Origin of the sequence: Noviherbaspirillum sp. L7-7A, assembly GCF_019052805.1 — a bacterium.
GTDB lineage: Bacteria > Pseudomonadota > Gammaproteobacteria > Burkholderiales > Burkholderiaceae_D > Noviherbaspirillum_A.
On sequence record NZ_JAHQRJ010000001.1, the window covers coordinates 2,678,048 to 2,700,822 of the forward strand.

A 22,775-nucleotide genomic window follows, 5' to 3' on the forward strand; every position below is an offset into this window, starting at 1 on the left:
GGACAGGACATGCGAGACGAAAGGGGTGGGCAGTGTTCTTACGACCGGCCGGCACAGGCCGAACAGGTCAGGCGAACACCGTTCCAGACTGCGACCCGATGGGCACGCGCAGCGAGACAGACGGATGAACAGCGACTTCCGAGAATTGATTTCTGAAACTACGGATTACTTCTGGGGCTTCTTGCGGTCGGGATCGATTTCCGCAATCACATCGCGGAATTCGGCGACGTCCTGGAAACTGCGGTACACCGAAGCGAAGCGTATGTAGGCAATCTTGTCCAAACGCTGCAATTCGGCCATCACGAGTTCACCGACCTGGCCGGACGGAATTTCACGCTGGCCGCTGGAACGCAGCTTTTCCTCGATGTGCTGGATGGCCGTATCCACCGCGTCAGCCGGCACAGGCCGCTTGCGCAGGGCCAGCATCATGGAAGCGCGCAGCTTGGCTGGCTCGAAATCAGTGCGGCTGCCGTTTTTCTTGACGATGACCGGCATCGCCAGTTCCACCCGCTCATAGGTGGTGAAACGCTTTTCGCAATAATTGCAGCGACGCCTGCGGCGGATGCTGTCGCCTTCCTCGGACACCCGGGTATCAAGGACTTGCGTGTCTTCGTGCTGGCAGAAAGGACATTTCATGAGCGGGCACCGGAAGCGACAGCCGTTGGGGAATTGGCAACGAGTATAAGGGCCGCCTGTCGGCTCGTGCAACCGGCAGGCGGGATGCGCCGCGATGGCGCCCGGCGATTACGCCGCGTAGACCGGGAAGGCGTCGGTCAGTTTCTTCACCTCGGCCTTGACGCGGTCGATGGTGGCGGCGTCATGCGGATTGTCGAGCACGTCGGCGATCAGGTTGCCGACCTTGACTGCCTCGGCCTCGCCGAAACCGCGGGTGGTCATCGCCGGGCTGCCCAGGCGGATGCCCGAGGTGACGAATGGCTTTTCCGGGTCGTTCGGGATCGCGTTCTTGTTGCAGGTGATATGGGCCGAACCGAGGATGGCTTCGGCTTCCTTGCCGGTGATCTTCTTGGCGCGCAGGTCGACCAGCATCACGTGCGACTCGGTGCGCCCGGAGACGATGCGCAGGCCGCGCTCGATCAGGGTGTTGGCCAGGGCCACGGCATTCTTCACCACCTGCTGCTGGTAAGCCTTGAATTCCGGGCTCAGCGCTTCCTTGAACGCCACTGCCTTGCCGGCGATCACATGCATCAGCGGGCCGCCCTGGATGCCGGGGAAGATCGCCGAGTTGATGGCTTTCTCGTGCTCGGCCTTCATCAGGATCACGCCGCCGCGCGGGCCGCGCAGCGATTTGTGGGTGGTGGAGGTCACGAAGTCGGCATGCGGCACCGGGTTCGGGTACACGCCGGCGGCGATCAGGCCGGCATAGTGGGCCATGTCGACCATGAAGTAGGCGCCGACTTCCCTGGCAACCTTGGCGAAGCGCTCGAAATCGATGCGCAGCGCGTAGGCCGAAGCGCCGGCGATGATCATCTTCGGCTTGTGCTCGCGGGCCAGCCGCTCCATCGCCTCGTAGTCGATCTCTTCCTTCTCGTTCAGGCCGTAGGACACGACATTGAACCATTTGCCCGACATGTTCAGCGCCATGCCGTGGGTCAGGTGGCCGCCTTCGGCCAGCGACATGCCCATGATGGTGTCGCCCGGCTTCAACATCGCGAAGAACACGCCCTGGTTGGCCTGGGAACCGGAATTGGGCTGGACGTTGGCGGCTTCGGCGCCGAACAGCTCCTTCAGGCGGTTGATGGCCAGGGTCTCGGCCACGTCCACGTACTCGCAGCCGCCGTAGTAGCGCTTGCCGGGATAGCCTTCCGCATACTTGTTGGTGAGCTGGCTGCCCTGGGCTTGCATCACTGCGGGCGAAGTATAGTTTTCGGACGCGATCAGCTCGATGTGTTCCTGCTGGCGGGTATTTTCAAGCTCGATGGCGGACCAGAGTTCAGGGTCGACTTTGGCAATGGTGTGGTCTTTGGCAAACATGGAGTACTCCAATCGATGGGACGGACAGCAACGATGCGAGGGAATGAGGGCCGGCCGGAATGCAGGGGGGATGACGGCAGCCTCAATCTACTTACCATCTTGGCTGCCCAGGCGCACGGCTATTGAAATCTCACGCTTCCCGGTGGATGCCCACCTTGCGCCGGAAAGCAAGTTCCGGCTTTTCGCCAGTCACGTGAGACGAAATGGTCTGCGCATTGTAGATTAATGGCAGTTTTTGAGCAAGATTGGTGCGCCGCCGCACCTGCGTGCCCATATCCTTTCAGCTACAATTTCCGCTTTTCGTCTCTTCCATCCACCGTTTAGGGATTTCCATGATTGTTCTGGTTACGGGCGCAACCGCCGGCTTTGGCGCGGAAATGGCGCGCAAATTCGTGGCACATGGCCACAAGGTCATCGCGGCCGGCCGCCGCAGGGAACGCCTGGACGCGCTGGCCGGCGAGCTGGGCGCGGCGCTGCTGCCGGTTGAAATGGACGTCACCAGCAAGGACTCGATCGACGCCGCGCTGGCCGCGCTGCCGGCGGACTGGAAGGAAATCGATGTGCTGGTCAACAACGCCGGCCTGGCGCTGGGCGTGGAGCCGGCGCAGAACGCGTCGCTGGACGAGTGGGAAACCATGATAGACACCAACTGCAAGGGCCTGGTGACGATGACGCGCCGCGTGCTGCCGCAGATGGTGGCGCGCGGCAGCGGCCTGATCATCAATATCGGCTCGGTGGCCGGCGGCTATCCCTACCCCGGCGGCAACGTCTACGGCGCCACCAAGGCCTTCGTCGACCAGTTCACCCTGAACCTGCGCGCCGACCTGGTCGGCACCGGCGTGCGCGCCACCAACATCGCGCCCGGCCTGTGCGGCGGCACCGAGTTTTCCAATGTGCGCTTCCGCGGCGACGACGCCGCCGCTGCCAAGGTCTATGAAGGCACCGAGCCGCTGACGGCCGCCGACATCGCCGAAACCGCCTACTGGATCGCGACATTGCCCGGGCACGTCAATATCAACATCATCGAGATGATGCCCACCTGCCAGGGCTTTTCGGCATTTACCGTCAAACGCAAGCAGTAGTAGAATGTTTGCGCCGCAACATAGGCGCATTTCACAAGGGAAAGTTCCGAAAGTCGTTCGATGACCGCAGCACAGTTCACCTGGACGATACGCGTCTATTACGAGGATACCGACACGGGTGGCATCGTTTTCTATGCCAACTACCTGAAGTTCTTCGAGCGGGCGCGCACCGAGTGGCTGCGCGCGGCCGGTGTGGAACAGCAACAACTGGCGCAGGCCCATGGCGTGATGTTTGTTGTGCGCAGCACCGCAGTGGACTACCATGCGCCGGCGCGGCTGGACGATGAATTGACGATCAGCGTGAAGGTGGAACGGCTGGGCCGGGCGTCGGTGCAGTTTTTCCAGGAAGCCTGGCGCGCCACGCCAGCCGGGCCCCAACTGCTCAGCACCGGCCGGATCAAGGTTGGCTGCGTTGACACCAATACCCTGCGCCCCGGCGCGATACCGGCCCAGGTACTTGACCGCATCACGGGCGACGCCGCATGACCGACTCCGCCAGTGCCGCCTTCAACGCCATGTGCAGTGCTGAACACCGCCGCCGCGCCTAACCAGACTGAATTCGTTTTACCGACAAGCCGATTCCATGACCCCCACCGCAGACCTGTCTTTCCTCCACCTGATTTCCAACGCATCGATCCTGGTGCAGCTTGTGATGGCATTGCTGCTGGCCGTCTCGGCGATGAGCTGGACCTACATCTTCCGCAAGATGTTTGCCATCCGCAATGCCCGCGCCCAGACCGATGAATTCGAGCGGCTGTTCTGGTCGGGCGGCAATCTGGACGCGCTGTACCAGGACGCCACCTCGTCGCGCCGGCAGTACAAGAACGACAGCGGCGCGCTGGAGCGCATCTTCGAATCCGGCATGAGCGAGTTCAACAAGGCGCGCGCGATCGGCTCGCGCGCCGATGCCCAGGGCGCAGGCCCGCTGGAAGGCGCCCGCCGCGCCATGCGCGCAGCCTACCAGCGCGAGATGGATGCGCTGGAATCGCATCTGGCCTTCCTGGCCTCGGTCGGCTCGGTCTCGCCTTACGTCGGCCTGTTCGGCACGGTATGGGGCATCATGAATGCCTTCCGCGGCCTGGGCAATGTGCAGCAGGCCACGCTGGCGACCGTGGCGCCGGGCATCGCCGAAGCGCTGATTGCCACCGCCATCGGCCTGTTCGCGGCGATTCCGGCAGTGGTGGCCTACAACCGCTATTCCCATGACATCGACCGGCTGGCGATCCGCTTCGAAACCTTCATCGAAGAGTTTTCCAACATACTGCAAAGGCAGGCGCGCTGATGGCCAACTCAAGCATGCGCGGCGGCCGGTCGCGCAAGTTCAAGTCCGAGATCAATGTCGTGCCGTATATCGACGTGATGCTGGTGCTGCTGGTGATCTTCATGGCCGCGGCGCCCATGGTGAACCCGAGCGTCATCAACCTGCCCACGGCCGGCAAGTCGGCGCTGCCGCCGCCGGAGTACATCCAGATTTCGCTCAAGCCCGATGAAGCGGCCAGCATCGGCATTACCGGCGGCAAGAGCGCGGGCCCGCAGCAGACGGTGTCGAGCCGGGCCGAGCTGGTAAAGCGCCTCAAGGCCATGCATGCCGAGAACGACCAGATGGCGATCATGATCGCCGCCGACAAGAACATCAAATACGATGAAGTGATCCAGATGGTGTCCGAGGCCAAGAAGATCGGTTTCGAGCGCGTCGGCCTGGCCACCCGCTAGCACTGTCAAGACGTCCATGAACGACAACGCAACACCCTACTCCATCCCCAAGGAACCCGGCGGCGGGCGCGCATTCGCGCTCGCTGTGCTGGTGCATCTGGCGCTGGTCGCGCTGTTGTGGATAGGCGTGCGCTGGCAAAACGAGACGCCGGTGGCGGTCGAGGCGGAAATCTGGAGCCCGCAGGCGCAACAGGCAGCGCCCAAGCCGCAACCGGCGCCCGAACCCGAGCAGCCGCCACCGCCGCCGCCGCAACCGGCGCCGCGCGTGGTCGAGGCGCCCAAGCCGCCGCCGGCGCCGGCAGTGGAAAAGCCCGTGGAGAAACCGGTGCCCAATCCGGACATCGCGCTGGAACAGGAAAGGAAGAAGCGCCTGGAGAAAGAGCGCCGCCTGGAAGAGGAGCGCGAGGAACGCGAACGCGAGGAACAGAAGAAGCTGGCGCTGAAGAAGGAAAAGGAACAGGAACAGGCCCGCAAGAAGGAACTGGCCAAGGCCGAAGCCGAAAAGGAAAAACGCCTGGAAGCGGAGAAGGAACGCCGCGCCGAAGCCGAGCGCGAGCGCAAGCTGCAGGCCGAAGCCGAGAAGAAGCGCGCCGCCGAGGAAGACAAGAAGCGCGAACTGGCCGAGGCCGAGAAGAAACGCAAGCTGGCTGAAGCCGCCGAGAAGAAGAAGCGTGCCGAAGCCGCCGCGGAAGCGGCCGCGGCGGAGCAGCGCCGGCTGGAAGACCTGTCGCGCATGACCGCGCAGGCAACCGGCTCCGGCGGCAGCGGCCAGGCAGCCAAATCGCAGGGCGCGTCGCGGGCCGACGCCGGCTATGCGGCCAAGGTGGGCGGCAAGATCCGCTCCAACACCGTGTTCAATGTGCCGGACGAACTGGCCAACAACCCGGCTGTCGAGTATTCGGTCGACCTGCTGCCGGACGGCTCGGTGCGCAGCATCCGCAAGCTCAAGAGTTCGGGCATGCCCGGCTTCGACGATGCGGTCAGGCGCGCCATCGAGAAGTCGCAGCCCTTCCCGCCCGACAGTTCCGGACGCGCGCCGTCGGGCTTTACCGTCTCCCACAAACCGAAGGACCAGTAAGCCATGATCAAGAAATTACTCGTACGCGCGGTCGCTGTGGCTGCCCTGCTCACCGGCGCGATGACCCAGGTGCATGCCCAGTTGCGGGTGGAAATCGCCGGCGTCGGCGCCCAGCAGATCCCGATCGCCGTGGCCGGCTTTGCGGACGAAGGCATCGCACCGCAGCAGGTCAGCGCCATCATCAAGGCCGACCTCGAACGCAGCGGCATGTTCAAGGTGATGGATGCCGGCGTGATGTCGGACGCCGCCCAGATCAACTACGGCGAATGGAAGTCGCGCGGCGCCGAGGCGCTGGTGGTGGGCAGCGTGCAGCGCCTGGCCGACGGCCGCTTCGACGTGCGCTACCGCCTGCTCGACACCCTCAAGTCCAGCCAGCTGTCCGCGCTGGCCCTGGCCGCGCAGCCGCAGTTCACCCGCGTGACCGGCCACAAGATCGCCGACGACATCTATGAAAAGCTGGTCGGCGTGCGCGGCGCCTTCGCCACCCGGGTCGCCTATGTGACCAAGGTAGGCAATGAATACCGGCTGGAAGTGGCCGACGCCGACGGCGAAGGCGTGAACGTGGCGCTGCGCTCGAACGAGCCCATCATCTCGCCGGCCTGGTCGCCCGACGGCACCCGGGTTGCCTATGTATCGTTCGAGAACAAGAAGCCGGTGGTCTATGTGCAGAACCTGGTAACCCGCCAGCGCACCGTGGTGGCCAACTTCAAGGGCAGCAACTCGGCGCCTTCCTGGTCGCCGGACGGCAGCAGGATCGCGATCGCGCTGGCGCGCAATGGCCTCACCCAGGTCTATACGGTCAACGCCGACGGCAGCAACCTGCAGCGCCTGACCAATACCGATGGCATCGACACCGAGCCGCAGTTCTCGGCCGACGGCAAGTCGATCTACTTCACCAGCGACCGCAGCGGCGGACCGCAGATCTACCGCATGCCCGCCAGTGGCGGCAATGCGCAGCGTGTGACCTTCAACGGCAGTTACAACATCAGTCCGCGCATTTCGCCGGACGGCAAGTCGCTGGCCTATATCTCGCGCCGCGACGGCCGCTTCCAGCTCTATGTGCTGGACCTGTCCAACAACCAGGAACTGCGCCTGTCAGACACCACCAAGGATGAATCGCCCAGCTTCTCGCCCAACGGCAAGTACATCATGTATGCCACCGAATCGGGCGGACGTCGCGGCACGCTGGCGGTGGTTTCGGTCGACGGCCGAATCAAGCAACGCGTCACCACCCAGGCAGGCGATATCCGGGAGCCCAACTGGGGCCCCTTCATGAATTAATCCGATCACTCAAACAGGAGAACTACCCATGCGCAGCCCAAAAATCCTCGCCCTCATGCTGACCAGCGCCATGCTGGTCGCAGCCTGCTCGTCGCCCGTCAAGCTCGACGACAAGGCCGCCGTTGAAGACCGCACCGGCAGCACCACCGGCCAGGGCGCCGACCCGCGCAGCGTCGGCACCGTCAACGCCACCCGTTCCGGCATGGACCCGCTGAACGACCCGCAAGGCGTGCTGGCCAAGCGCAGCATCTACTTCGACCTCGACAGCTACAGCGTCAAGGACGAGTTCAAGCCGGTGCTGGACGCCCACGCCCGCTACCTCAACGCCAACAAGTCGCGCCAGATCGTCATCCAGGGCAACACCGACGAGCGCGGTGGCCGCGAGTACAACCTGGCGCTGGGCCAGAAGCGCGCCGAAGCCGTGCGTCGCGCACTGTCATTGCTGGGCGTGCAGGAAAGCCAGATGGAAGCCGTTTCCTTCGGCAAGGAAAAGCCGAAGGCCCTGGGCAGCGACGAAGCCGCATGGGCTGAGAACCGCCGCGCCGACATCGCCTACTGATCGCCATGCGCACCCTGATCAGATCCGCACTGGCGCTGGCTGTTACCGCGGCTGCGCTGGCCGCGCCGCTGCAGGCGCATGCCGGCCTGTTTGACGACGATGAAGCACGCCGCGCCATTCTCGACATTCGCGCCCGCATCGACGCGGTCAATGCCCGCGTCGATGGCAAGGCCGACAAGACCACCAGTCTTGACCTGGCAAGCCAGAACGAGCAGCTGCGCGGCGAAATCGCGCGGCTGCGCGGACAGATCGAGGTGCTCAACAACGAGCTGGCCAACGAACAGCGGCGGCAGAAGGACTTCTACGCCGACCTCGATGGCCGGCTGCGCAAGCTCGAGCCGCAGCGCATGACGGTGGATGGCCGCGAGGTCGATGTGCAGCAGTCCGAGCAGCAGTCCTATGACGCCGCGCTGGCCCAGTTCAAGGGCGGCGACTACAAGGGCGCCGGCCAGTCCTTCTCTTCCTTCCTGCGCAGCTATCCGCAGTCCGGTTATGCGGCTTCGGCCCAGTACTGGCTGGGCAATGCGCTGTATGCCGAGCGTGACTACCGTGGCGCGATTGCGGCGCAGCAGGTGGTGGTAAGCCGTTATGCCGACAACCCGAAAGCGCCTGACGCGATGCTCAACATCGCCAGCTGCTATACCGAGCTGAAGGACAAGGCGGCCGCGAAGAAGACGCTGGAAACCCTGATTGCGCAGTACCCGGACTCGAACGCGGCGCAAACCGCGCGTCAGCGTCTGGTCGCATTGAAATAAATGTTGTGGGAGTCTGACCGGCCAGCTGTTAAATCAGTGCAACGATTTGACAGCCCAGGGTGGGCTCCCTATAATGGCGGTCTTTCGGGTCGTTAGCTCAGCTGGTAGAGCAGCGGACTTTTAATCCGTTGGTCGCAGGTTCGAATCCCGCACGGCCTACCACGAATACCGCAACATGTTGTATTCAAGGACTACCGCGAGGCAGTCCTTTTTTCATGCGGTGGTTCAGCATGGATGCAGCAGCGTTGCATGCAGGTTTGAAGTTGCAATAAAAAGTTTTTGGGTCGTTAGCTCAGCTGGTAGAGCAGCGGACTTTTAATCCGTTGGTCGCAGGTTCGAATCCCGCACGGCCTACCAAACACCTTGGTGTTTTTCAAAGGACTTCTCCGGAAGTCCTTTTTCTTTTTGTGCTCGCGCAAATCCTTCTTCCGCAACGCAGCGCAGCGCGCAAACACTTTGCCTTTCCTCCACTGCCGCCCCGGCATGCCTGCTGCGGCAGCCCGAAATGGCGACTGTTGCATCAGTCGACCAAATGCGTGCGCCTCCTTCCAATGTCTGATGCAGGTCATGGCTGTTTGCCTTACGCCTGAAATAGTCATCCTTGCATCAGCACGAAAACAGCATTCTGTTCATCAGTTGCCTCTGGAGGAGTCATGCGTAGAATTTCGAAACACCCCCTGTCCGCCCTTACCGCCTCCGCCCTGTTCGGCCTGGCCTCGCATGCAGCCAGCGCCGCGCCGTCGTACACCGTCACCGATCTCGGCACGACAGGCGGACCGGTCAGCGCAGCCACGTCGCTCAATGAAGCCGGCGTCGTCGCCGGTTACAGCTATACCAGCACGGGCCAGTCCCATGCAGTCGTCTGGCGCAATGGCGGCGTGCGCGACCTTGGCACGCTAGGCGGCAGCTACAGCGGCGTCGCCGGCATCAATGAAGCCGGGGTCATGGCAGGCTATGCCTATACCAGCGGTGACAGCGCAAGCCGCGCAACAATATGGCGCAACAATAGCGTCATGGACCTCGGCACACTGGGCGGCACTTACAGTTCGGCCAATGCCATCAATGACTACAACCAGGTGGTAGGCGCAAGCAACCTGCCCGGCAACGCCAGTGTGCACGCAACCTACTGGACCAATGGCAGGAAGATCGACCTGGGTACGCTGGGCGGCAGCTACAGCACCGCGCAGGCCATCAACAACCAGGGCTGGGCAGTGGGCTACAGCCATACCAGCGGCGATGGCGCCAGCCATGCGGCGCTGTGGAGCGGCCAGGGCGCAATCGACCTGGGCACGCTGGGCGGCACCAACAGCAATGCGCAGGGCATCAACGACGCCGGCCTCATTGCAGGCACCAGTGAACTGAAGGGTGACTTGTTGAGCCGGGCGACTCTGTGGCGCAATGGCGTCCCGTCCAACCTCGGTGCGCTGCAGGCGGACCATACCAGCGGCGCCTACGGCATCAACAACGCCGGCCAGGTGGTCGGCTATAGCCTCGCGCCGCTCAGCGGCGCCGGGCGCGCCACCCTGTGGGCCAATGGCTGCATATATGACCTCAATGGCATGGTCGACTTGAGCGGGCGCGACCTTACGCTGGTGCAGGCTAGCGCCATCAACCACCGCGGGCAAATCGTCGGCTTTGGCATGACCAGCAGTCGCGAAACCCGTGCCGTGCTGCTCACGCCGATTAACAGCAGCACGCAGGCATACGGCGACACGCGCCGTACAACGCCGCCCTGCACGCGGCCGGCGATGTAGCAAGCGCTCGTCCCTCAGTCCGGCGTGGACTTCACTCCGGCGCCGGCGACCTGCGCCTCGCCGCAGGGAGAGCCGGCCATATCCGGCCCGCAGGCAGACGGCTCGGCGGCCTGGCCATGGCTGGCAATGACGCAGGCAAGCAGCAGCAAGGTAATCGGAAGGATCCGGCGAAGGCGTGCAGGCATGGCAGAGCGGTCGGCAAACAATCAAGGCCATCGACGTAGCGGGAGTCAACACGGCATGGTGCGCTTATGGGCGCTCAGGCTTGTCCCGCTACCCGGCTTCCTGCAGCCTGCATGGCAGAAGGCTTTGATGCGAAACGTGCGATGACGGCCTTATCGTTTCGCCAAAACCGAAGGCGATTTGGTAGCAGCGGCAAGCTTGGGGAGATATCAAACCGCACTTTTCCCGCGCGTTGCAGTCGCCATGCTTCTGCTGCGGCAGCCCTAGTGATACCCCTCCCCCGGCTTCACCTTCCCACGAAACAGCCAGAACACCAGCACCGTATAAACCAGAATCATCGGCATCAAAATGGATGCGCCAATCAGGTAGAACACCTGCGATGACGGATGCGACGCCGCTTCCCAGATCGTCATCGACGGCGGCACGATGTAGGGCGCGTTCGATGCCACCAGGCCGAGATAAGCCAGCAGGAACAAGCCCACCGATGTGGCGAACGGCAGGATGGGACGGCCTTTACGGATGCTGTAATAGCAGAGCCAGGCCACCAGCAACGTGGCCACCGGGATCTGGCTCAGGAAGAAAATGTTGGGCATGCTGAACCAGCGCTCGGCGATGCGGCCAATCTGCAGCGGCGTCCAGACGCTGACGATGGCGATGAATGCCATCAGCGCTGCCAGGAGCGGCAATGCCAACTGACGCGAGCGCTGCTCGACGCCATCGACCGTCTTCATCATCAGCCAGGTGGCGCCCAGCAACGCATAGCCAACCACCACGGCCACGCCGCACATCAGGCTGAATGGCGTGAGCCAGTCCAGCGGGCCGCCGGCGAACTGGTTGCCGCTGATGCGGATTTCCTGCAGCATCGCGCCCAGTATCAGGCCCTGGGCAAACGCGGCGACGATGGAGCCGACCGCGAACGAGACATCCCACTTGCGGTGATGCGGCTTGGCCACCCAGCGGAATTCAAAGGCCACGCCGCGGAAGATCAGCGCCAGCAGCAGGAACATCACCGGCATGTAGACCGCCGGCAGGATCACCGCGAATGCCTTGGGAAAGCCGGCCCACAGGCTCACGCCGCCCAGGACCAGCCAGGTCTCGTTGCCGTCCCAGAACGGCGCCACCGAATTCATGATCTGGTCGCGCTCCTCTTCCCTGCTGAAGAAGGGAAAGAGGATGCCGATGCCAAGATCAAAGCCGTCCAGCACCACATACATCGCCACGGTGAAACCCAGCAGCAGCGCCAGGATGACGGGAATGGTTTCGGATACCTCGCTCATGTGCTTGCCTCCCGGGTGGTTTCCTGTGCGGCCGACAGCGGCCGGTTGGGCAGCGCTTCCGGGTCGGCCGGAATCTGCTGCGGCCCCTTGCCGATCAGCCGGCTGATGTACCAGATGCCGATCGAGAACACCACGCAGTAGACCAGCACGAACAGCGCCAGAGAAATCAGCACCGAGCCGAAGGTCACCGGCGACACCGCGTCGGCGGTGCGCAGGACGCCGTAGGCAATCCAGGACTGGCGGCCGATTTCGGTGACCATCCATCCGGCCAGCAGGGCCATGAAGCCGACAGGCCAGGCATGCGACAGCGGTCGCAGGAACCAGGTCGCGCGATGAAGCCTGCCACGCCACCAGAGGAAGACGCCGGTGAAGCCGATGGCCATCATCAGCAGCCCCAGCCCGACCATCAGCCGGAACATGAAGAATACCGGCGCCACCGGCGGCCTGTCTTCCCGCTTGAAGTCACGCAGGCCCTTGAAGCGGCCATTCCAGTCATGAGTGATGATCAGGCTGCCCAGATTGGGGATCGCGATCTCGGCGTGATTGCGCTCGGCCTCCTTGTCGGGCCAGGCGAACAGCACCAGGGCGGCTGGCTCGCTGCCGTCCCAGTGCGCCTCGATGGCGGCGATCTTGGCCGGCTGGTGCTCCAGGGTGTTCAGGCCATGGAAGTCGCCCACCACCGCCTGCAACGGCGCCAGGATGGCCAGCATGCCCAGCCCCATGTGGACCATGGTGCGCGCCTCGGCCTCGAAGCGGCCCTGCACCATATAGCGTGCGCCGGCCGCCAGCACCACCAGCGAGGTGGTAAGGTAGGTCGCGATCATCATGTGGGTGAAGCGGTAGGGAAAGCTGGGATTGAAGATGATGTCGGACCAGTCGACCGGATAGGTAATGCCGTTTTCAATGGCGAAGCCGGCCGGCGTGTGCATCCAGCTGTTGGCCGACAGGATCCAGAAACCCGACAGCATGGTGCCAAAGGCCACGATCACCGATGCCAGCGTATGCAGCCAGGGCGGGAAGCGGTTCCAGCCGAACAGCATGATGCCGAGGAAGCTGGCCTCCAGGAAGAACGCGGTCAGCACTTCGTAGCTGAACAGCGGACCCAGCGTGTTGCCGATGATTTCCGCAAAGCGGCTCCAGTTGGTGCCGATCTGGTATTCCATCACGATGCCCGACACCACCCCCATGGCGAATGAGACCGCGAAGATCTTGGTCCAGAACCGGGCCAGCGTGTGGAAATGCTGCTTGCCGCTGTAAAACCAGCGCAGCTCCAGCGTGGCGATGAAGGCGGAGAGGCCGATGGTAAAGGACGGGAAGATGATGTGGAACGCAATCGTGAAGGCGAACTGCACCCGTGCAAGCAAGGTTGTATCGACACCAGCCAGTGTTTCCATCGGGGACTCCGGATCCAGGCGCATGGTTTTGGGAAAGCCGCTCGCGGCGGAAAGGGCAGCGCTGTCACGCCTGCCATCCACCTGCGCTCGCTGTGTGCTGTGGCCGAAATCCGGGGATGAAGTTCCAGCCACCAGATCGATCATTTAGGCCGATCAACACAGAGCGCGGCCGGCTGTGCCGCGGCGCTGCCCGGTGCTGCGTCCAAGCCGCCATGGAGGGCGTGGATGGCCGGACCTCTGATCTAGCTCATGGTTGCCCGCGGTCTGGCTGAAATAGTCATCCATGCAATCGCCTCCCACCAGCGCAACACGGTAACCGCAACACGGGGGAGTCATGCCCGTTATCAAGCAACATATGCTGTCCGCCCTTGCTTTCCTTGCCCTGGGAATGGCAAGCCACACCGCGACCGCAGCCGGTCCCTATGCGCTGACCGATCTCGGCAGCCTGGGTGGCTGGGGCAGCACAAGTTATGGGCTCAACAATGCCGGGACGGTCGTCGGCAGCAGCGACACCGCCAGCGGCACCTCGCATGCGGCCGCCTGGCGCGGCGGCACGCCGCGCGACCTCGGCACATTGGGCGGCAGCTACAGCGTCGCCCATGACATCAACAATGCCGGCGTGATTGCCGGCTGGGCCGGCCTGGCGGGCGGGCGGCACGACCAGCCGCGCCACCCTGTGGCAGGGCGGCACGCCGACGCCGCTCGGCACGCTGGGCGGCAGCTATGCCGCGGCCTATGCCATCAACAACCGCAACCAGGCGGTCGGCATGAGCAGTACCGCCGGCAACGCCGCCAGCCGCGCCACGCTATGGAATGGCCAGCGCGCCCAGGACCTCGGCACCCCGGGCGGCACCTATGCAGCGCCCACGATATCAATGACCGAGGCAGGGTCGTCGGCTACAGCAGCACCGCCGGCGATGCCGCCAACCATGCAACGCTGTGGGAAGGCGGCCGCGCGATCGACCTCGGCACGCTGGGCGGTAGCGGCAGCAGCGCGCAAGCGGTCAACAGCGTGGGCCTGATCGCCGGCAGCAGCGACCTCGCTGGCGACCGCACGCAGCATGCGACGCTATGGCGCAATGGCGCCATCGTTGACCTCGGGGCACTGTCGAGCGATGGCATGAGCGGCGCGCTGGGCATCAATGCCCGCGGCCAGGTCGCGGGCTACAGCGGCTCGCCGTTTGGCGGCAGGCCGAATGCCACCCTGTGGGAAGATGGCCGGATCATCGATCTCAACGCCCTGGTGCAAAGCAGCGACCCGAACTTCCTGCTCTACCAGGCCAGTGACATCAATGACCCCGGACAGATCGCCGCCATCGGCATGAACAGCGACTTCCAGGCGCATGCCTATCGCCTGACACCGACGTTTACCACCCGCGGCGCCGACGAACTGCTGAATGCCACGACGCTGGTCAAGGTTGTGGCCGGCGACGCTGCCGGCATGCCGCTGGACCAGGTTTTCGCGGTCGATGTCTGCGCCGTTCCGGAACCGGCCAGCGCGACACTGCTGGCCATGGGCCTGCTGGCCCTGCTGGCCGGCCGGGGGCAGGTGCTGCGGCGTTAGGCGCCAGCCGAAGACAGGCAGCGCAGGCGTTCGCCGCATCGGCCCGGCGCCGCCTGCAGAGGAAGTGATGGCCGGGGATGATGATGCCCGGAGGCAGCGCTGCAGTGCAGTGCAGTCAGTGGCGCACATGGCAGTATCGCGCATGGCTTGCGCAGCCCTTGACCCTGCCATTGCGGGAAGGTTTAGAGTAGCTGCCTCGACATCACTGAAAGCGAAAGGAAGCACCATGCTGCAATACACCGTCAACGACATGAGCTGCCAGCATTGCGTCAAGGCCATCACCGAGGCGGTGACGCAGGCCGCGCCGGGCGCCAGGGTGGAAGTGGACCTGGAGCGCCATCTGGTGCGGGTAGACCAGACCAGCGACGATGCCGCCGTGACCGACGCGATCCGCGAAGCGGGCTATACGCCGGTCGCCCAGCAATAACGCTGCCGGCCGGGCCCAAACAAAAAGCCGGTCAGCTCGCGCCGACCGGCTTCTTGCATTGCGCCCTCAGGACAGGACGCTACAGCATCAGGACTTGACCGATGGCTCGGCGTTGCGCAGGCGGATGTGCAACTCGCGCAATTGTTTCTCGTCGACTTCGGACGGCGCCTGGGTCAGCAGGCACTGGGCGCGCTGGGTCTTGGGGAAGGCAATCACGTCGCGGATCGATTCGGCGCCGGTCATCATGGTGACGATGCGGTCCAGGCCGAACGCCAGGCCGCCATGCGGCGGCGCGCCGTATTGCAGCGCGTCCAGCAGGAAGCCGAACTTCAGCTGCGCTTCCTCGGCATTGATCTTCAGCGCGCGGAACACCTTGCTCTGCACGTCGGCGCGATGGATACGCACCGAGCCGCCGCCCAGTTCCCAGCCGTTCAGCACCATGTCGTAGGCCTGCGCGATGGCGCGGCCCGGATCGGTCTCGATGAAGTCCTCGTGGCCTTCCTTGGGCGCGGTGAACGGGTGATGCAGCGCCACCCAGCGGTCGCCCTCCTCGTCATGCTCGAACATCGGGAAGTCAACCACCCACAGCGGACGCCAGGCGTCTTCGAACAGGCCGGCCTTGCGGCCGAAGTCGCTGTGGCCGATCTTCACGCGCAGCGCGCCGATGGCGTCATTGACCACCTTGGCCTTGTCTGCGCCGAAGAAGATCAGGTCGCCGTCCTCGGCGCCGGTCTGCTCGATGATCTGGGCCAGCGCCGCGTCATGCAGGTTTTTCACGATCGGCGACTGCAGGCCATCGCGGCCGCGGGCCTTCTCGTTGACCTTGATGTAGGCCAGTCCCTTGGCGCCATAGATGCCGACGAACTGGGTGTAGGCGTCGATCTCGGAACGCGGCATCGCGCCGCCGCCCGGCACGCGCAGGCCGACCACGCGGCCGCCTTCCATGTTGGCCGCGCCCGAGAACACCTTGAAGTCCACGTCCTTCATCACCGCGGTCAGGTCGGTGAACTGCAGCCTGACGCGCATGTCGGGCTTGTCGGAGCCGTACAGCGCCATCGCGGTGGCGAAGTCCATCACCGGGAACGGGTTGGGCAGGTCGACATCCAGCGCATTCTTGAACACCAGGCGGATCATGTTCTCGAACAGGTCACGGATGTCCTGTTCCTTCATGAACGAGGTTTCGCAGTCGATCTGGGTGAATTCCGGCTGGCGGTCGGCGCGCAGGTCCTCGTCGCGGAAGCACTTGGTGATCTGGTAGTAGCGGTCGAAGTTGGCCACCATCAGCAGCTGCTTGAACAGCTGCGGCGACTGCGGCAGCGCGAAGAAGTGGCCCGGATTGACGCGCGACGGCACCAGGTAGTCGCGCGCGCCTTCCGGCGTGGACTTGGTCAGCATCGGCGTCTCGATGTCGATGAAGCCGTTGGCATCGAGGAATTTGCGCACTTCCATCGTCACCTTGTAGCGCAGGCGCAGGTTGTTCTGCATCTGCGGACGGCGCAGGTCCAGCACGCGGTGTGTCAGGCGGGTGGTTTCCGAGAGGTTGTCGTCGTCGAGCTGGAACGGCGGCGTCACCGATGCGTTCAGCACTTCGAGTTCATGGCACAGCACCTCGATCGCGCCCGACTTCAGGTTGGCGTTGCCGGTGCCCTCGGGACGGCTGCGCACGATGCCGGTGATGCGCAGGCAGTACTCATTACGCACCGATTCGGCGGCCTTGAAGACCTCGGCGCGGTCCGGGTCGCACACCACCTGAACCAGGCCCTCGCGGTCGCGCAGGTCGATGAAGATCACGCCGCCGTGGTCGCGCCGGCGATGCACCCAGCCGCACAGGCTGACGGTTTGGCCCAGCAACGCCTCGGTGGTGAGGCCGCAGTAATGAGTTCGCATAGAAGACATAGTCAGTTTCCAGTTTCAGTTTGCTTTGCTTGATGCCGGTCGGTCGCGTCGACCTTGGCCGGATCGATGATCAGTTTCTTTTCAAAGTGCTCGGGCGATACCACGCCCATGGACACGATGTATTTCAGCGCCTCGTCGACATTCATGTCGAGCTCGATGGTGTCGGCCCGCGGCACCATCAGGAAAAACCCGGAGGTCGGGTTGGGCGTGGTCGGTATGTAGATGCTGACATAGTCGCCCTGGAGATGATTGCGCACGTCGCCGCCCGGCACGCCGGTCAGGAAGGCGATGGTCCAGCTGCCCTGGCGCGGATACTGCACCAGAAGCGCCTTGCGGAAGGCGTTGCCCGACGACGAGAACAGCGTGTCGGACACCTGCTTGACGCTGGAATAGATCGAGCGCACCACGGGAATGCGGGTCAGCATCCCTTCCCAGAGCCAGACGATGCGCTTGCCGATGAAGTTGCGGGTGGCAAGGCCGGTCAGGAAGATGAACAGCAGCGTCAGGATGGTGCCGAGGCCGGGAATGTGGAACCCGACCACCGCTTCCGGCCGCCAGCGCTCCGGCAGCAGCAGCAGCGACTGGTCCATGGTGCTGATGATCAGGTTGAGCACCCAGATCGTGATGGCCAGGGGCACCAGGATCAGCAGGCCGGTGACGAAATATTTGCGCATGGAGGGCGGCTCAGCGGGCGATTGCGCAGGCGGCGCGCATCATTCCGACGAGCCGCTGCCGGCGGCCGGCGCCGGCGCGGCCGGGGCCGCCTCGGACTTGGCTTCGCTCTTTGCCGCGCCGGACGTGGCGGGCGCGGCGGTGCCGCCCGAGCCGCCGCGGAAATCGGTCACATACCAGCCGGAGCCCTTGAGCTGGAAACCGGCGGCGGTCACCTGCTTCCTGAACTCGGCCTTGCCGCATGACGGGCATTGGGTCAGCGGGGCATCGGACATTTTCTGAAGAACATCCTTGGCAAAACCACACGCTTCGCAGCGATATGCATAAATCGGCATGAAAATTCCCTGCAAAAATCATCCAAAACCCTGAATTATAGAGGGTTTCACAGTGCCACCGCAGGTTTATCGCGGAACCGTCGCCCCGGTCGTGGCGCGGGTGTATTGCGGCAGCAGCGAGCCCAGCAGCATGCCGGCAAAACTGGCCAGGAGGCCCGCCAGTTGCGGCGGCCAGATCGAGTCGCCGCCGAAGCGCTCCATCAGCAGCCAGGTCGCCAGTCCGCCGATGACGGCGCACAGCGCGCCCTGGTTGCTTGCGCCCTTCCAGTACAGGCCCATCACCAGCGGCACGAAGGCGGTTACCAGCGTGACCTTGTAGGCGTTGCCCACCATGTCGTAGATAGGGGTGCCCTGCGACACCAGCGCGAAGATCGTCACGACAACCGCAAAGCAGACCACCACCAGCCGGGTCGCCAGCAGCATCTGCCTGTCATTCATCGGAAAGATTTCGCGCAGCACGTTCTCGGTCAGGGTGATGCTGGGCGCCAGCAGCATCTGCCTGTCATTCATCGGAAAGATTTCGCGCAGCACGTTCTCGGTCAGGGTGATGCTGGGCGCCAGCAGCGTGCCGCTGGCGGTCGACATGATGGCCGACAGCAGCGCGCCGAAGAACATCACCTGGGCAAATACCGGCGTGTTGTTCAGGATCAGCGTCGGCAGGATCATCTGGGCATCGCTCTCGATCAGCGCGTCCACCATCTTCGGGTCGATCACATAGGCGGAATAGGCCAGGAACATGGGCACGAAGGCGAACAGGAAATACAGCGCGCCGCCGGACAGCGAGCCGGCCGCGCCCACGCCTTCCGAGCGGGCCGACATCACCCGCTGGAATACGTCCTGCTGCGGGATCGAGCCAAACATCATGGTCACCAGCGCGCCGGCGAAGGCCAGCAACTCCCTGGCGGTGAGTGCCGGCGCGATATGGAACTTGCCGGCCGCGGCCGCATGCGCCACCACCTGCTGCGCGCCGCCGGCCATGCCCGAGACCAGGTAGGCGATGTACAGCAGGCCGATCACGATGATGGTCATCTGGAAGAAGTCGGTCAGCGCGACCGACCACATGCCGCCAAACAGGGTGTACAGCAGCACGATGGCCGAGCCGATGCACATGCCGACCGGCATGGAAACGGCGCCCTGCGACAGCACGTTGAACACCAGGCCGAGCGCGGTGATCTGGGCCGACACCCAGCCCAGATAGGATGCCACGATGCACAGCGACACCAGCACCTCGACGGTACGGCTGTAGCGCTGGCGGTAGTAGTCGCCGATGGTCAGCAGATTCATCCGGTACAGCTTGCGTGCAAAGAACAGGCCGACCAGCACCAGGCACATCGATGCGCCGAACGGGTCTTCGATCACGCCGCGCAGGCCGTCCTTGACGAACTTGGCCGGAATGCCGAGCACGGTTTCCGAGCCGAACCAGGTCGCGAACACGGTCGCGATCACGATATACAGCGGCAGCGAGCGGCCAGCCACCGCATAGTCGCCGGATGTCTTGACCCGGCGCGCCGCGAACAGGCCGATGGCAACCGAGACGGCCAGGTAAAGGATGACGAAAACAGTCAGCGTGGTCATGGCATGAACGCTTTGAATGAAAAGTCCGGAATTATAGCCTCATGGCAACGCCATGGATTCCAGTGCATGGCGAAACCGATTGCGGCAAACCGCCGCCTACTCGATCAGGTAATACCAGCGCATCAGGAACTGCACAAGCACCACGCCCGCTGCCAGGCCGCCGCCGAAATACACGGCCACGCCCAGCAGCATATTGGTGCGCTTCTGCTCGGCCAGGACCCGCTTCAGCAAATCCGCATTTTCCTGCAGCGCATGGCCCTTGGCTTCCTGCAGTGCCTGCACCGCCAGACGCGGCAGCTGCGGCAGCAGCTGGCTATAGCGCGGCGCTTCCTCGCGCAGCTTTTCCAGCAGGCCGCGCCAGCCTATCTGCTCGCTCATCCAGCGCTCCAGGTAAGGACGCGCGGTTTTCCAGAGGTCGAGATCGGGGTCGAGCTGGCGGCCCAGGCCCTCGATGTTGAGCAGGGTTTTCTGCAGCAGCACCAGTTGCGGCTGCACTTCCACGTTGAAGCGGCGCGAGGTCTGGAACAGGCGCAGCAGCACCTGGCCGAAGGAAATGTCGCGCAGCGGCCGGTCGAAGATGGGCTCGCAGCAGGCGCGCACCGCGGCCTCCAGCTCGTCCACCCGGGTTTCCTTCGGCGCCCAGCCGGATTCGATATGGGCCTCGGCCACCCGCTTGTAGTCGCGCCGGAAGAAGGCGAGGAAGTTCTGCGACAGGTAATCCTTGTCGAAATCGGTCAGGGTGCCGACGATGCCGAAGTCCAGCGCGATATAGCTGCCGAAGGTTTCCGGCGCGACCGACACCAGGATGTTGCCGGGATGCATGTCGGCATGGAAGAAGCCGTCGCGAAACACCTGGGTGAAGAAGATTTCCACGCCGTCGCTGGAGAGCTTCTTCAAGTCCACGCCCTCGGCCAGCAGGCGGTCGATCTGGGAAATCGGGATGCCGTGCATGCGCTCCATCGTGATCACCGATTCCGAGCAGAAGTCCCAGTACATTTCCGGCACCAGCAGCATCTTCGATTCGGCGAAATTGCGCCGCAGCTGGCTGCCGTTGGCGGCCTCGCGCATCAGGTCCAGCTCGTCGTGCAGATACTTGTCGAACTCCGCCACCACCTGGCGCGGCTTGAGGCGGCGGCCATCGGCCCAGAAGCGCTCGACCCAGCCGGCCACGATATGCATCAGGGCCACGTCCTCGTCGATAGTCTTCTTCATGTTCGGGCGCAGCACCTTGACCGCGACCTCGGTGCCGTTGCGCAGCCTGGCGAAATGCACCTGGGCGATCGAGGCCGAGGCCACCGGCTTGCGGTCGAACCAGGCAAACAGCTGGTCGGGATGGGCGCCCAGCGAGCGCACGATCTGGGCGATGGCCAGGTCGGAATCGAATGGCGGCACCCGGTCCTGCAGCAGCGCCAGCTCGTTGGCGATGTCGGGCGGCATCAGGTCGCGCCGGGTCGACAGCACCTGGCCGAACTTCACGAAGATCGGGCCCAGCTCTTCCAGCGCGCGCCGCAGCCGTTCGCCGCGCGGCGCGCTGATGTCGCGCCAGAACAGCAGCCGGTTGGTCAGCAATGCAATGCGCGGCGTCACGCCCGACATCGCGATATTGTCCAGGCCATAGCGCAGCGCGACCGACAGAATCTTGAAAACCCGCAGCAGCCTCCGGATCATGCCAGCCCTCCGCGCAGGCGCTCGATGCGCTTGGCCAGGCGCTCGACATCGTCGCGCAGTTCGGCCACGTCGGCGCTGAAGCCGGTCACGGCTTCCGGCCGCACCAGCAGCGGCTGCTCTTCCAGGAAGTACTCGGCGACGTTTTCCTCGATGCGGCGGCGGGTGGACTGGGCGGCGCCGAACACGGCGCGGCCACCGGCGACGATGCGGCGGGCGGCGATGTCGCCCACCAGCCGCGCCAGGTCGTCCTCGGCTTCCCAGCGCACGCCCTGGGCGACCTGCGACACCACGTTGGCGAACTCGGCGTCGCCTTCCACCTGCACATAGGAAAAGGCGCGCTCGCGGTTTTGCATCATCAGCGGCAGGTCGGAAAGCTTCATGCGGATGGTGACATTGGCCGATGCATCGGGCGCGTCTTCCACCAGGCCGTCAGCGGCAATGCGCAGCTGCACGGCCACCAGGCCGGTGTCGATGCGCGCGACCTTGCCGGCATGCAGGGCCAGCTTCCGGCCGGCCCAGGCTTCCTGCACGAGCAGATGATTGATGATGGCGGGAAATGGAGAGGGAATCATGAACGGTCAAAAAGAAACCGCCCGTGAGGTTTCACGGGCGGTTTGGAGTTTAGCAGTTGCTATAAAAGACGTGTTTGCTCACGACAAGGAGAGTTGCTGAATGCCGGCCAGCACCCAGCCGCCCTGCCCCGACTTCGGCTTGGACAGGTTCCAGACTTCGGCGAACTCGGCGGCCGACGCATCCGGCGCTTCCTTGATCAGGCCGGAAAACTTCACGCTGGCCAGGTAGTCATGGTTGCCGCTCTCGATGCCCAGCAGTTCGGCATTGAGCTGCACCACGTCGGTGACATTGAGCGCCGCGCCGCGTTCCTCGATCTGCATGCGCAGTTCGGCGAACATTTCCGGGTTGGTGAATTCGCGAATGTCATTCACGTCGCCCTTGTCCCAGGCATCCTGCAGGCGCAGGAAGTAGCTCTTGGCATGGCGCAGGAAGGCCGGCACGTCGAAGTCGGCCGGCACGCCCCAGGGCGCGGCTGCGGTTGCAGCAGTGGCAGTGGCGGCAGCCGCGCCGGCCGCCGGCACCGACTGCGGAGTGGACTGCACGCCGGAACCGATCTCGGGCGTGGTGTTGCGGGCATAGCCGCCTGCCATCGCCGGACTGACGCTGTCCTTGCGGCGGAACAGGCGCAGGATGAACATCAGCGCCATGGCCAGCAGCGCCACCGTCAGCACGGTGCCGATCACGCTGGCCAGCGCGCCGCCGATGCCGAGATGCGACAGCAGCGCGCCCAGACCCAGGCCCAGCAGGGCGCCGCCCAGCATGCCGCGCCACGGGCTGGCAGGGCGGGTGGCCGGCGCGGCTGCCGGCGGCGTGGCCGGACGCGGCGCGGCCTGCTGCATCGGCGCGCTCTGCGGCGAGGAAGGAACGGAACGGCTTACGCCCTGCGACTGCCGACCGAAGGAACCGCCGCCGCCAAGGCGCTTGGCATCGGCCTCGACCGCCACCATCGACAGCGTGCTGGCGACCAGCATCATCATGACCAGATACTTTTTCATTT

Annotated in this window: 23 protein-coding genes, 2 tRNA genes and 1 riboswitch; of the genes, 13 read left to right on the forward strand and 12 right to left on the reverse strand. The window is 64.3% G+C overall.

All coding sequences use genetic code 11. The features are described from left to right. Window positions 1-165: 165 nt before the first annotated feature. Both nrdR and glyA read right to left on the reverse strand, forming a co-directional pair. Complete coding sequence (gene nrdR, locus KTQ42_RS12185; protein ID WP_194711531.1) at window positions 166-636, reverse strand: transcriptional regulator NrdR; 471 nt, start codon at window positions 634-636, stop codon at window positions 166-168. Between the two features lie 108 nt (window positions 637-744). After that, on the reverse strand, window positions 745-1,992 hold the full coding sequence (gene glyA / locus KTQ42_RS12190) for a serine hydroxymethyltransferase (RefSeq protein WP_217345737.1): 1,248 nt from the start codon (window positions 1,990-1,992) through the stop codon (window positions 745-747). Window positions 1,993-2,090: 98 nt separating this feature from the next. Further along, window positions 2,091-2,195: riboswitch (ZMP/ZTP riboswitch) on the reverse strand. Window positions 2,196-2,324: 129 nt separating this feature from the next. Between glyA and KTQ42_RS12200 the strand changes: the two genes are divergently transcribed. The 11 genes from KTQ42_RS12200 (at window position 2,325) to KTQ42_RS12250 (ending at window position 10,214) form a co-directional block, all read left to right on the forward strand. Then, complete coding sequence (locus KTQ42_RS12200) at window positions 2,325-3,074, forward strand: SDR family NAD(P)-dependent oxidoreductase (RefSeq protein WP_217345739.1); 750 nt, start codon at window positions 2,325-2,327, stop codon at window positions 3,072-3,074. 60 nt (window positions 3,075-3,134) lie between these two features. Next, window positions 3,135-3,560 (forward strand): tol-pal system-associated acyl-CoA thioesterase, encoded by a 426-nt coding sequence (gene ybgC, locus KTQ42_RS12205; protein WP_217345740.1) that lies wholly within the window; start codon window positions 3,135-3,137, stop codon window positions 3,558-3,560. Between the two features lie 97 nt (window positions 3,561-3,657). Continuing rightward, on the forward strand, window positions 3,658-4,356 hold the full coding sequence (gene tolQ, locus KTQ42_RS12210; RefSeq protein ID WP_194711527.1) for a protein TolQ: 699 nt from the start codon (window positions 3,658-3,660) through the stop codon (window positions 4,354-4,356). Next, on the forward strand, window positions 4,356-4,787 hold the full coding sequence (locus KTQ42_RS12215) for an ExbD/TolR family protein (protein WP_217345741.1): 432 nt from the start codon (window positions 4,356-4,358) through the stop codon (window positions 4,785-4,787). The genes tolQ and KTQ42_RS12215 overlap by 1 nt, the downstream gene beginning before the upstream one ends. Before the next feature lie 16 nt (window positions 4,788-4,803). Further along, a complete protein-coding gene (tolA, locus tag KTQ42_RS12220; protein ID WP_217345742.1) occupies window positions 4,804-5,865 on the forward strand; it encodes a cell envelope integrity protein TolA in 1,062 nt (353 codons plus the stop codon). Between the two features lie 3 nt (window positions 5,866-5,868). Beyond that, a complete protein-coding gene (gene tolB, locus KTQ42_RS12225; protein WP_217345743.1) occupies window positions 5,869-7,146 on the forward strand; it encodes a Tol-Pal system beta propeller repeat protein TolB in 1,278 nt (425 codons plus the stop codon). Between the two features lie 28 nt (window positions 7,147-7,174). Further along, window positions 7,175-7,705: a peptidoglycan-associated lipoprotein Pal gene (gene pal / locus KTQ42_RS12230; RefSeq protein WP_217345744.1), complete on the forward strand. Its 531-nt coding sequence runs from the start codon at window positions 7,175-7,177 to the stop codon at window positions 7,703-7,705. 5 nt (window positions 7,706-7,710) lie between these two features. After that, window positions 7,711-8,460, forward strand: a complete 750-nt coding sequence (ybgF, locus tag KTQ42_RS12235) for a tol-pal system protein YbgF (RefSeq protein ID WP_217345745.1) — start codon at window positions 7,711-7,713, stop codon at window positions 8,458-8,460. Between the two features lie 86 nt (window positions 8,461-8,546). Next, a tRNA-Lys gene (locus KTQ42_RS12240) sits at window positions 8,547-8,622 on the forward strand. Between the two features lie 119 nt (window positions 8,623-8,741). Continuing rightward, window positions 8,742-8,817, forward strand: a tRNA-Lys gene (locus tag KTQ42_RS12245). Window positions 8,818-9,113: 296 nt separating this feature from the next. After that, a complete protein-coding gene (locus KTQ42_RS12250) occupies window positions 9,114-10,214 on the forward strand; it encodes a hypothetical protein (RefSeq protein WP_217345746.1) in 1,101 nt (366 codons plus the stop codon). Between the two features lie 14 nt (window positions 10,215-10,228). Here KTQ42_RS12250 and KTQ42_RS12255 read toward each other — a convergent pair whose 3' ends face one another. The 3 genes from KTQ42_RS12255 to KTQ42_RS12265 form a co-directional block, all read right to left on the reverse strand. Continuing rightward, a complete protein-coding gene (locus KTQ42_RS12255; RefSeq protein ID WP_217345747.1) occupies window positions 10,229-10,399 on the reverse strand; it encodes a hypothetical protein in 171 nt (56 codons plus the stop codon). Window positions 10,400-10,660: 261 nt separating this feature from the next. Then, window positions 10,661-11,674, reverse strand: a complete 1,014-nt coding sequence (gene cydB, locus KTQ42_RS12260) for a cytochrome d ubiquinol oxidase subunit II (protein WP_217345748.1) — start codon at window positions 11,672-11,674, stop codon at window positions 10,661-10,663. After that, window positions 11,671-13,068 carry a cytochrome ubiquinol oxidase subunit I gene (locus KTQ42_RS12265; RefSeq protein WP_217345749.1) on the reverse strand — a complete coding sequence of 466 codons (1,398 nt, stop codon included), beginning with the start codon at window positions 13,066-13,068 and terminating at the stop codon, window positions 11,671-11,673. Before KTQ42_RS12265 ends, cydB begins: the two co-directional genes overlap by 4 nt. Window positions 13,069-13,423: 355 nt before the next feature. Here KTQ42_RS12265 and KTQ42_RS12270 point away from each other — a divergent pair, with 355 nt between their 5' ends. Both KTQ42_RS12270 and KTQ42_RS12275 read left to right on the forward strand, forming a co-directional pair. Next, window positions 13,424-14,632 (forward strand): hypothetical protein, encoded by a 1,209-nt coding sequence (locus KTQ42_RS12270; protein WP_217345750.1) that lies wholly within the window; start codon window positions 13,424-13,426, stop codon window positions 14,630-14,632. 226 nt (window positions 14,633-14,858) lie between these two features. Then, on the forward strand, window positions 14,859-15,059 hold the full coding sequence (locus tag KTQ42_RS12275; RefSeq protein ID WP_217345751.1) for a heavy-metal-associated domain-containing protein: 201 nt from the start codon (window positions 14,859-14,861) through the stop codon (window positions 15,057-15,059). 87 nt (window positions 15,060-15,146) lie between these two features. Here the strand turns inward: KTQ42_RS12275 and aspS are convergent, their stop codons facing one another. The 7 genes from aspS to KTQ42_RS12310 all read right to left on the reverse strand — a co-directional run bounded on the left by aspS (window position 15,147) and on the right by KTQ42_RS12310 (window position 22,773). After that, window positions 15,147-16,946 carry an aspartate--tRNA ligase gene (gene aspS, locus KTQ42_RS12280; protein ID WP_217346939.1) on the reverse strand — a complete coding sequence of 600 codons (1,800 nt, stop codon included), beginning with the start codon at window positions 16,944-16,946 and terminating at the stop codon, window positions 15,147-15,149. Window positions 16,947-16,957: 11 nt separating this feature from the next. Further along, a complete protein-coding gene (locus KTQ42_RS12285; RefSeq protein WP_217345752.1) occupies window positions 16,958-17,629 on the reverse strand; it encodes a DUF502 domain-containing protein in 672 nt (223 codons plus the stop codon). 39 nt (window positions 17,630-17,668) lie between these two features. Further along, window positions 17,669-17,962, reverse strand: coding sequence for an FmdB family zinc ribbon protein (locus KTQ42_RS12290; RefSeq protein WP_217345753.1), 294 nt, complete (start codon window positions 17,960-17,962; stop codon window positions 17,669-17,671). A gap of 66 nt (window positions 17,963-18,028) precedes the next feature. Further along, window positions 18,029-19,537, reverse strand: a complete 1,509-nt coding sequence (locus KTQ42_RS12295; RefSeq protein WP_217345754.1) for a sodium:solute symporter family protein — start codon at window positions 19,535-19,537, stop codon at window positions 18,029-18,031. Window positions 19,538-19,633: 96 nt separating this feature from the next. Further along, window positions 19,634-21,205, reverse strand: coding sequence for a ubiquinone biosynthesis regulatory protein kinase UbiB (gene ubiB / locus KTQ42_RS12300; protein WP_217345755.1), 1,572 nt, complete (start codon window positions 21,203-21,205; stop codon window positions 19,634-19,636). Further along, window positions 21,202-21,777 carry an SCP2 sterol-binding domain-containing protein gene (locus KTQ42_RS12305; protein ID WP_217345756.1) on the reverse strand — a complete coding sequence of 192 codons (576 nt, stop codon included), beginning with the start codon at window positions 21,775-21,777 and terminating at the stop codon, window positions 21,202-21,204. The genes ubiB and KTQ42_RS12305 overlap by 4 nt, the downstream gene beginning before the upstream one ends. A 78-nt stretch (window positions 21,778-21,855) precedes the next feature. After that, window positions 21,856-22,773: a Tim44-like domain-containing protein gene (locus KTQ42_RS12310; RefSeq protein ID WP_217345757.1), complete on the reverse strand. Its 918-nt coding sequence runs from the start codon at window positions 22,771-22,773 to the stop codon at window positions 21,856-21,858. Window positions 22,774-22,775: the final 2 nt, after the last annotated feature.

Excerpts from the sequence above, each read along its gene's own strand:
- nrdR (WP_194711531.1), bottom strand. The coding sequence starts at position 636 with ATGAAATGTCCTTTCTGCCAGCACGAAGACACGCAAGTCCTTGATACC.
- glyA (WP_217345737.1), bottom strand. The coding sequence starts at position 1,992 with ATGTTTGCCAAAGACCACACCATTGCCAAAGTCGACCCTGAACTCTGG.
- KTQ42_RS12200 (WP_217345739.1), top strand. The coding sequence starts at position 2,325 with ATGATTGTTCTGGTTACGGGCGCAACCGCCGGCTTTGGCGCGGAAATG.
- ybgC (WP_217345740.1), top strand. The coding sequence starts at position 3,135 with ATGACCGCAGCACAGTTCACCTGGACGATACGCGTCTATTACGAGGAT.
- tolQ (WP_194711527.1), top strand. The coding sequence starts at position 3,658 with ATGACCCCCACCGCAGACCTGTCTTTCCTCCACCTGATTTCCAACGCA.
- KTQ42_RS12215 (WP_217345741.1), top strand. The coding sequence starts at position 4,356 with ATGGCCAACTCAAGCATGCGCGGCGGCCGGTCGCGCAAGTTCAAGTCC.
- tolA (WP_217345742.1), top strand. The coding sequence starts at position 4,804 with ATGAACGACAACGCAACACCCTACTCCATCCCCAAGGAACCCGGCGGC.
- tolB (WP_217345743.1), top strand. The coding sequence starts at position 5,869 with ATGATCAAGAAATTACTCGTACGCGCGGTCGCTGTGGCTGCCCTGCTC.
- pal (WP_217345744.1), top strand. The coding sequence starts at position 7,175 with ATGCGCAGCCCAAAAATCCTCGCCCTCATGCTGACCAGCGCCATGCTG.
- ybgF (WP_217345745.1), top strand. The coding sequence starts at position 7,711 with ATGCGCACCCTGATCAGATCCGCACTGGCGCTGGCTGTTACCGCGGCT.
- KTQ42_RS12250 (WP_217345746.1), top strand. The coding sequence starts at position 9,114 with ATGCGTAGAATTTCGAAACACCCCCTGTCCGCCCTTACCGCCTCCGCC.
- KTQ42_RS12255 (WP_217345747.1), bottom strand. The coding sequence starts at position 10,399 with ATGCCTGCACGCCTTCGCCGGATCCTTCCGATTACCTTGCTGCTGCTT.
- cydB (WP_217345748.1), bottom strand. The coding sequence starts at position 11,674 with ATGAGCGAGGTATCCGAAACCATTCCCGTCATCCTGGCGCTGCTGCTG.
- KTQ42_RS12265 (WP_217345749.1), bottom strand. The coding sequence starts at position 13,068 with ATGGAAACACTGGCTGGTGTCGATACAACCTTGCTTGCACGGGTGCAG.
- KTQ42_RS12270 (WP_217345750.1), top strand. The coding sequence starts at position 13,424 with ATGCTGTCCGCCCTTGCTTTCCTTGCCCTGGGAATGGCAAGCCACACC.
- KTQ42_RS12275 (WP_217345751.1), top strand. The coding sequence starts at position 14,859 with ATGCTGCAATACACCGTCAACGACATGAGCTGCCAGCATTGCGTCAAG.
- aspS (WP_217346939.1), bottom strand. The coding sequence starts at position 16,946 with ATGCGAACTCATTACTGCGGCCTCACCACCGAGGCGTTGCTGGGCCAA.
- KTQ42_RS12285 (WP_217345752.1), bottom strand. The coding sequence starts at position 17,629 with ATGCGCAAATATTTCGTCACCGGCCTGCTGATCCTGGTGCCCCTGGCC.
- KTQ42_RS12290 (WP_217345753.1), bottom strand. The coding sequence starts at position 17,962 with ATGCCGATTTATGCATATCGCTGCGAAGCGTGTGGTTTTGCCAAGGAT.
- KTQ42_RS12295 (WP_217345754.1), bottom strand. The coding sequence starts at position 19,537 with ATGACCACGCTGACTGTTTTCGTCATCCTTTACCTGGCCGTCTCGGTT.
- ubiB (WP_217345755.1), bottom strand. The coding sequence starts at position 21,205 with ATGATCCGGAGGCTGCTGCGGGTTTTCAAGATTCTGTCGGTCGCGCTG.
- KTQ42_RS12305 (WP_217345756.1), bottom strand. The coding sequence starts at position 21,777 with ATGATTCCCTCTCCATTTCCCGCCATCATCAATCATCTGCTCGTGCAG.
- KTQ42_RS12310 (WP_217345757.1), bottom strand. The coding sequence starts at position 22,773 with ATGAAAAAGTATCTGGTCATGATGATGCTGGTCGCCAGCACGCTGTCG.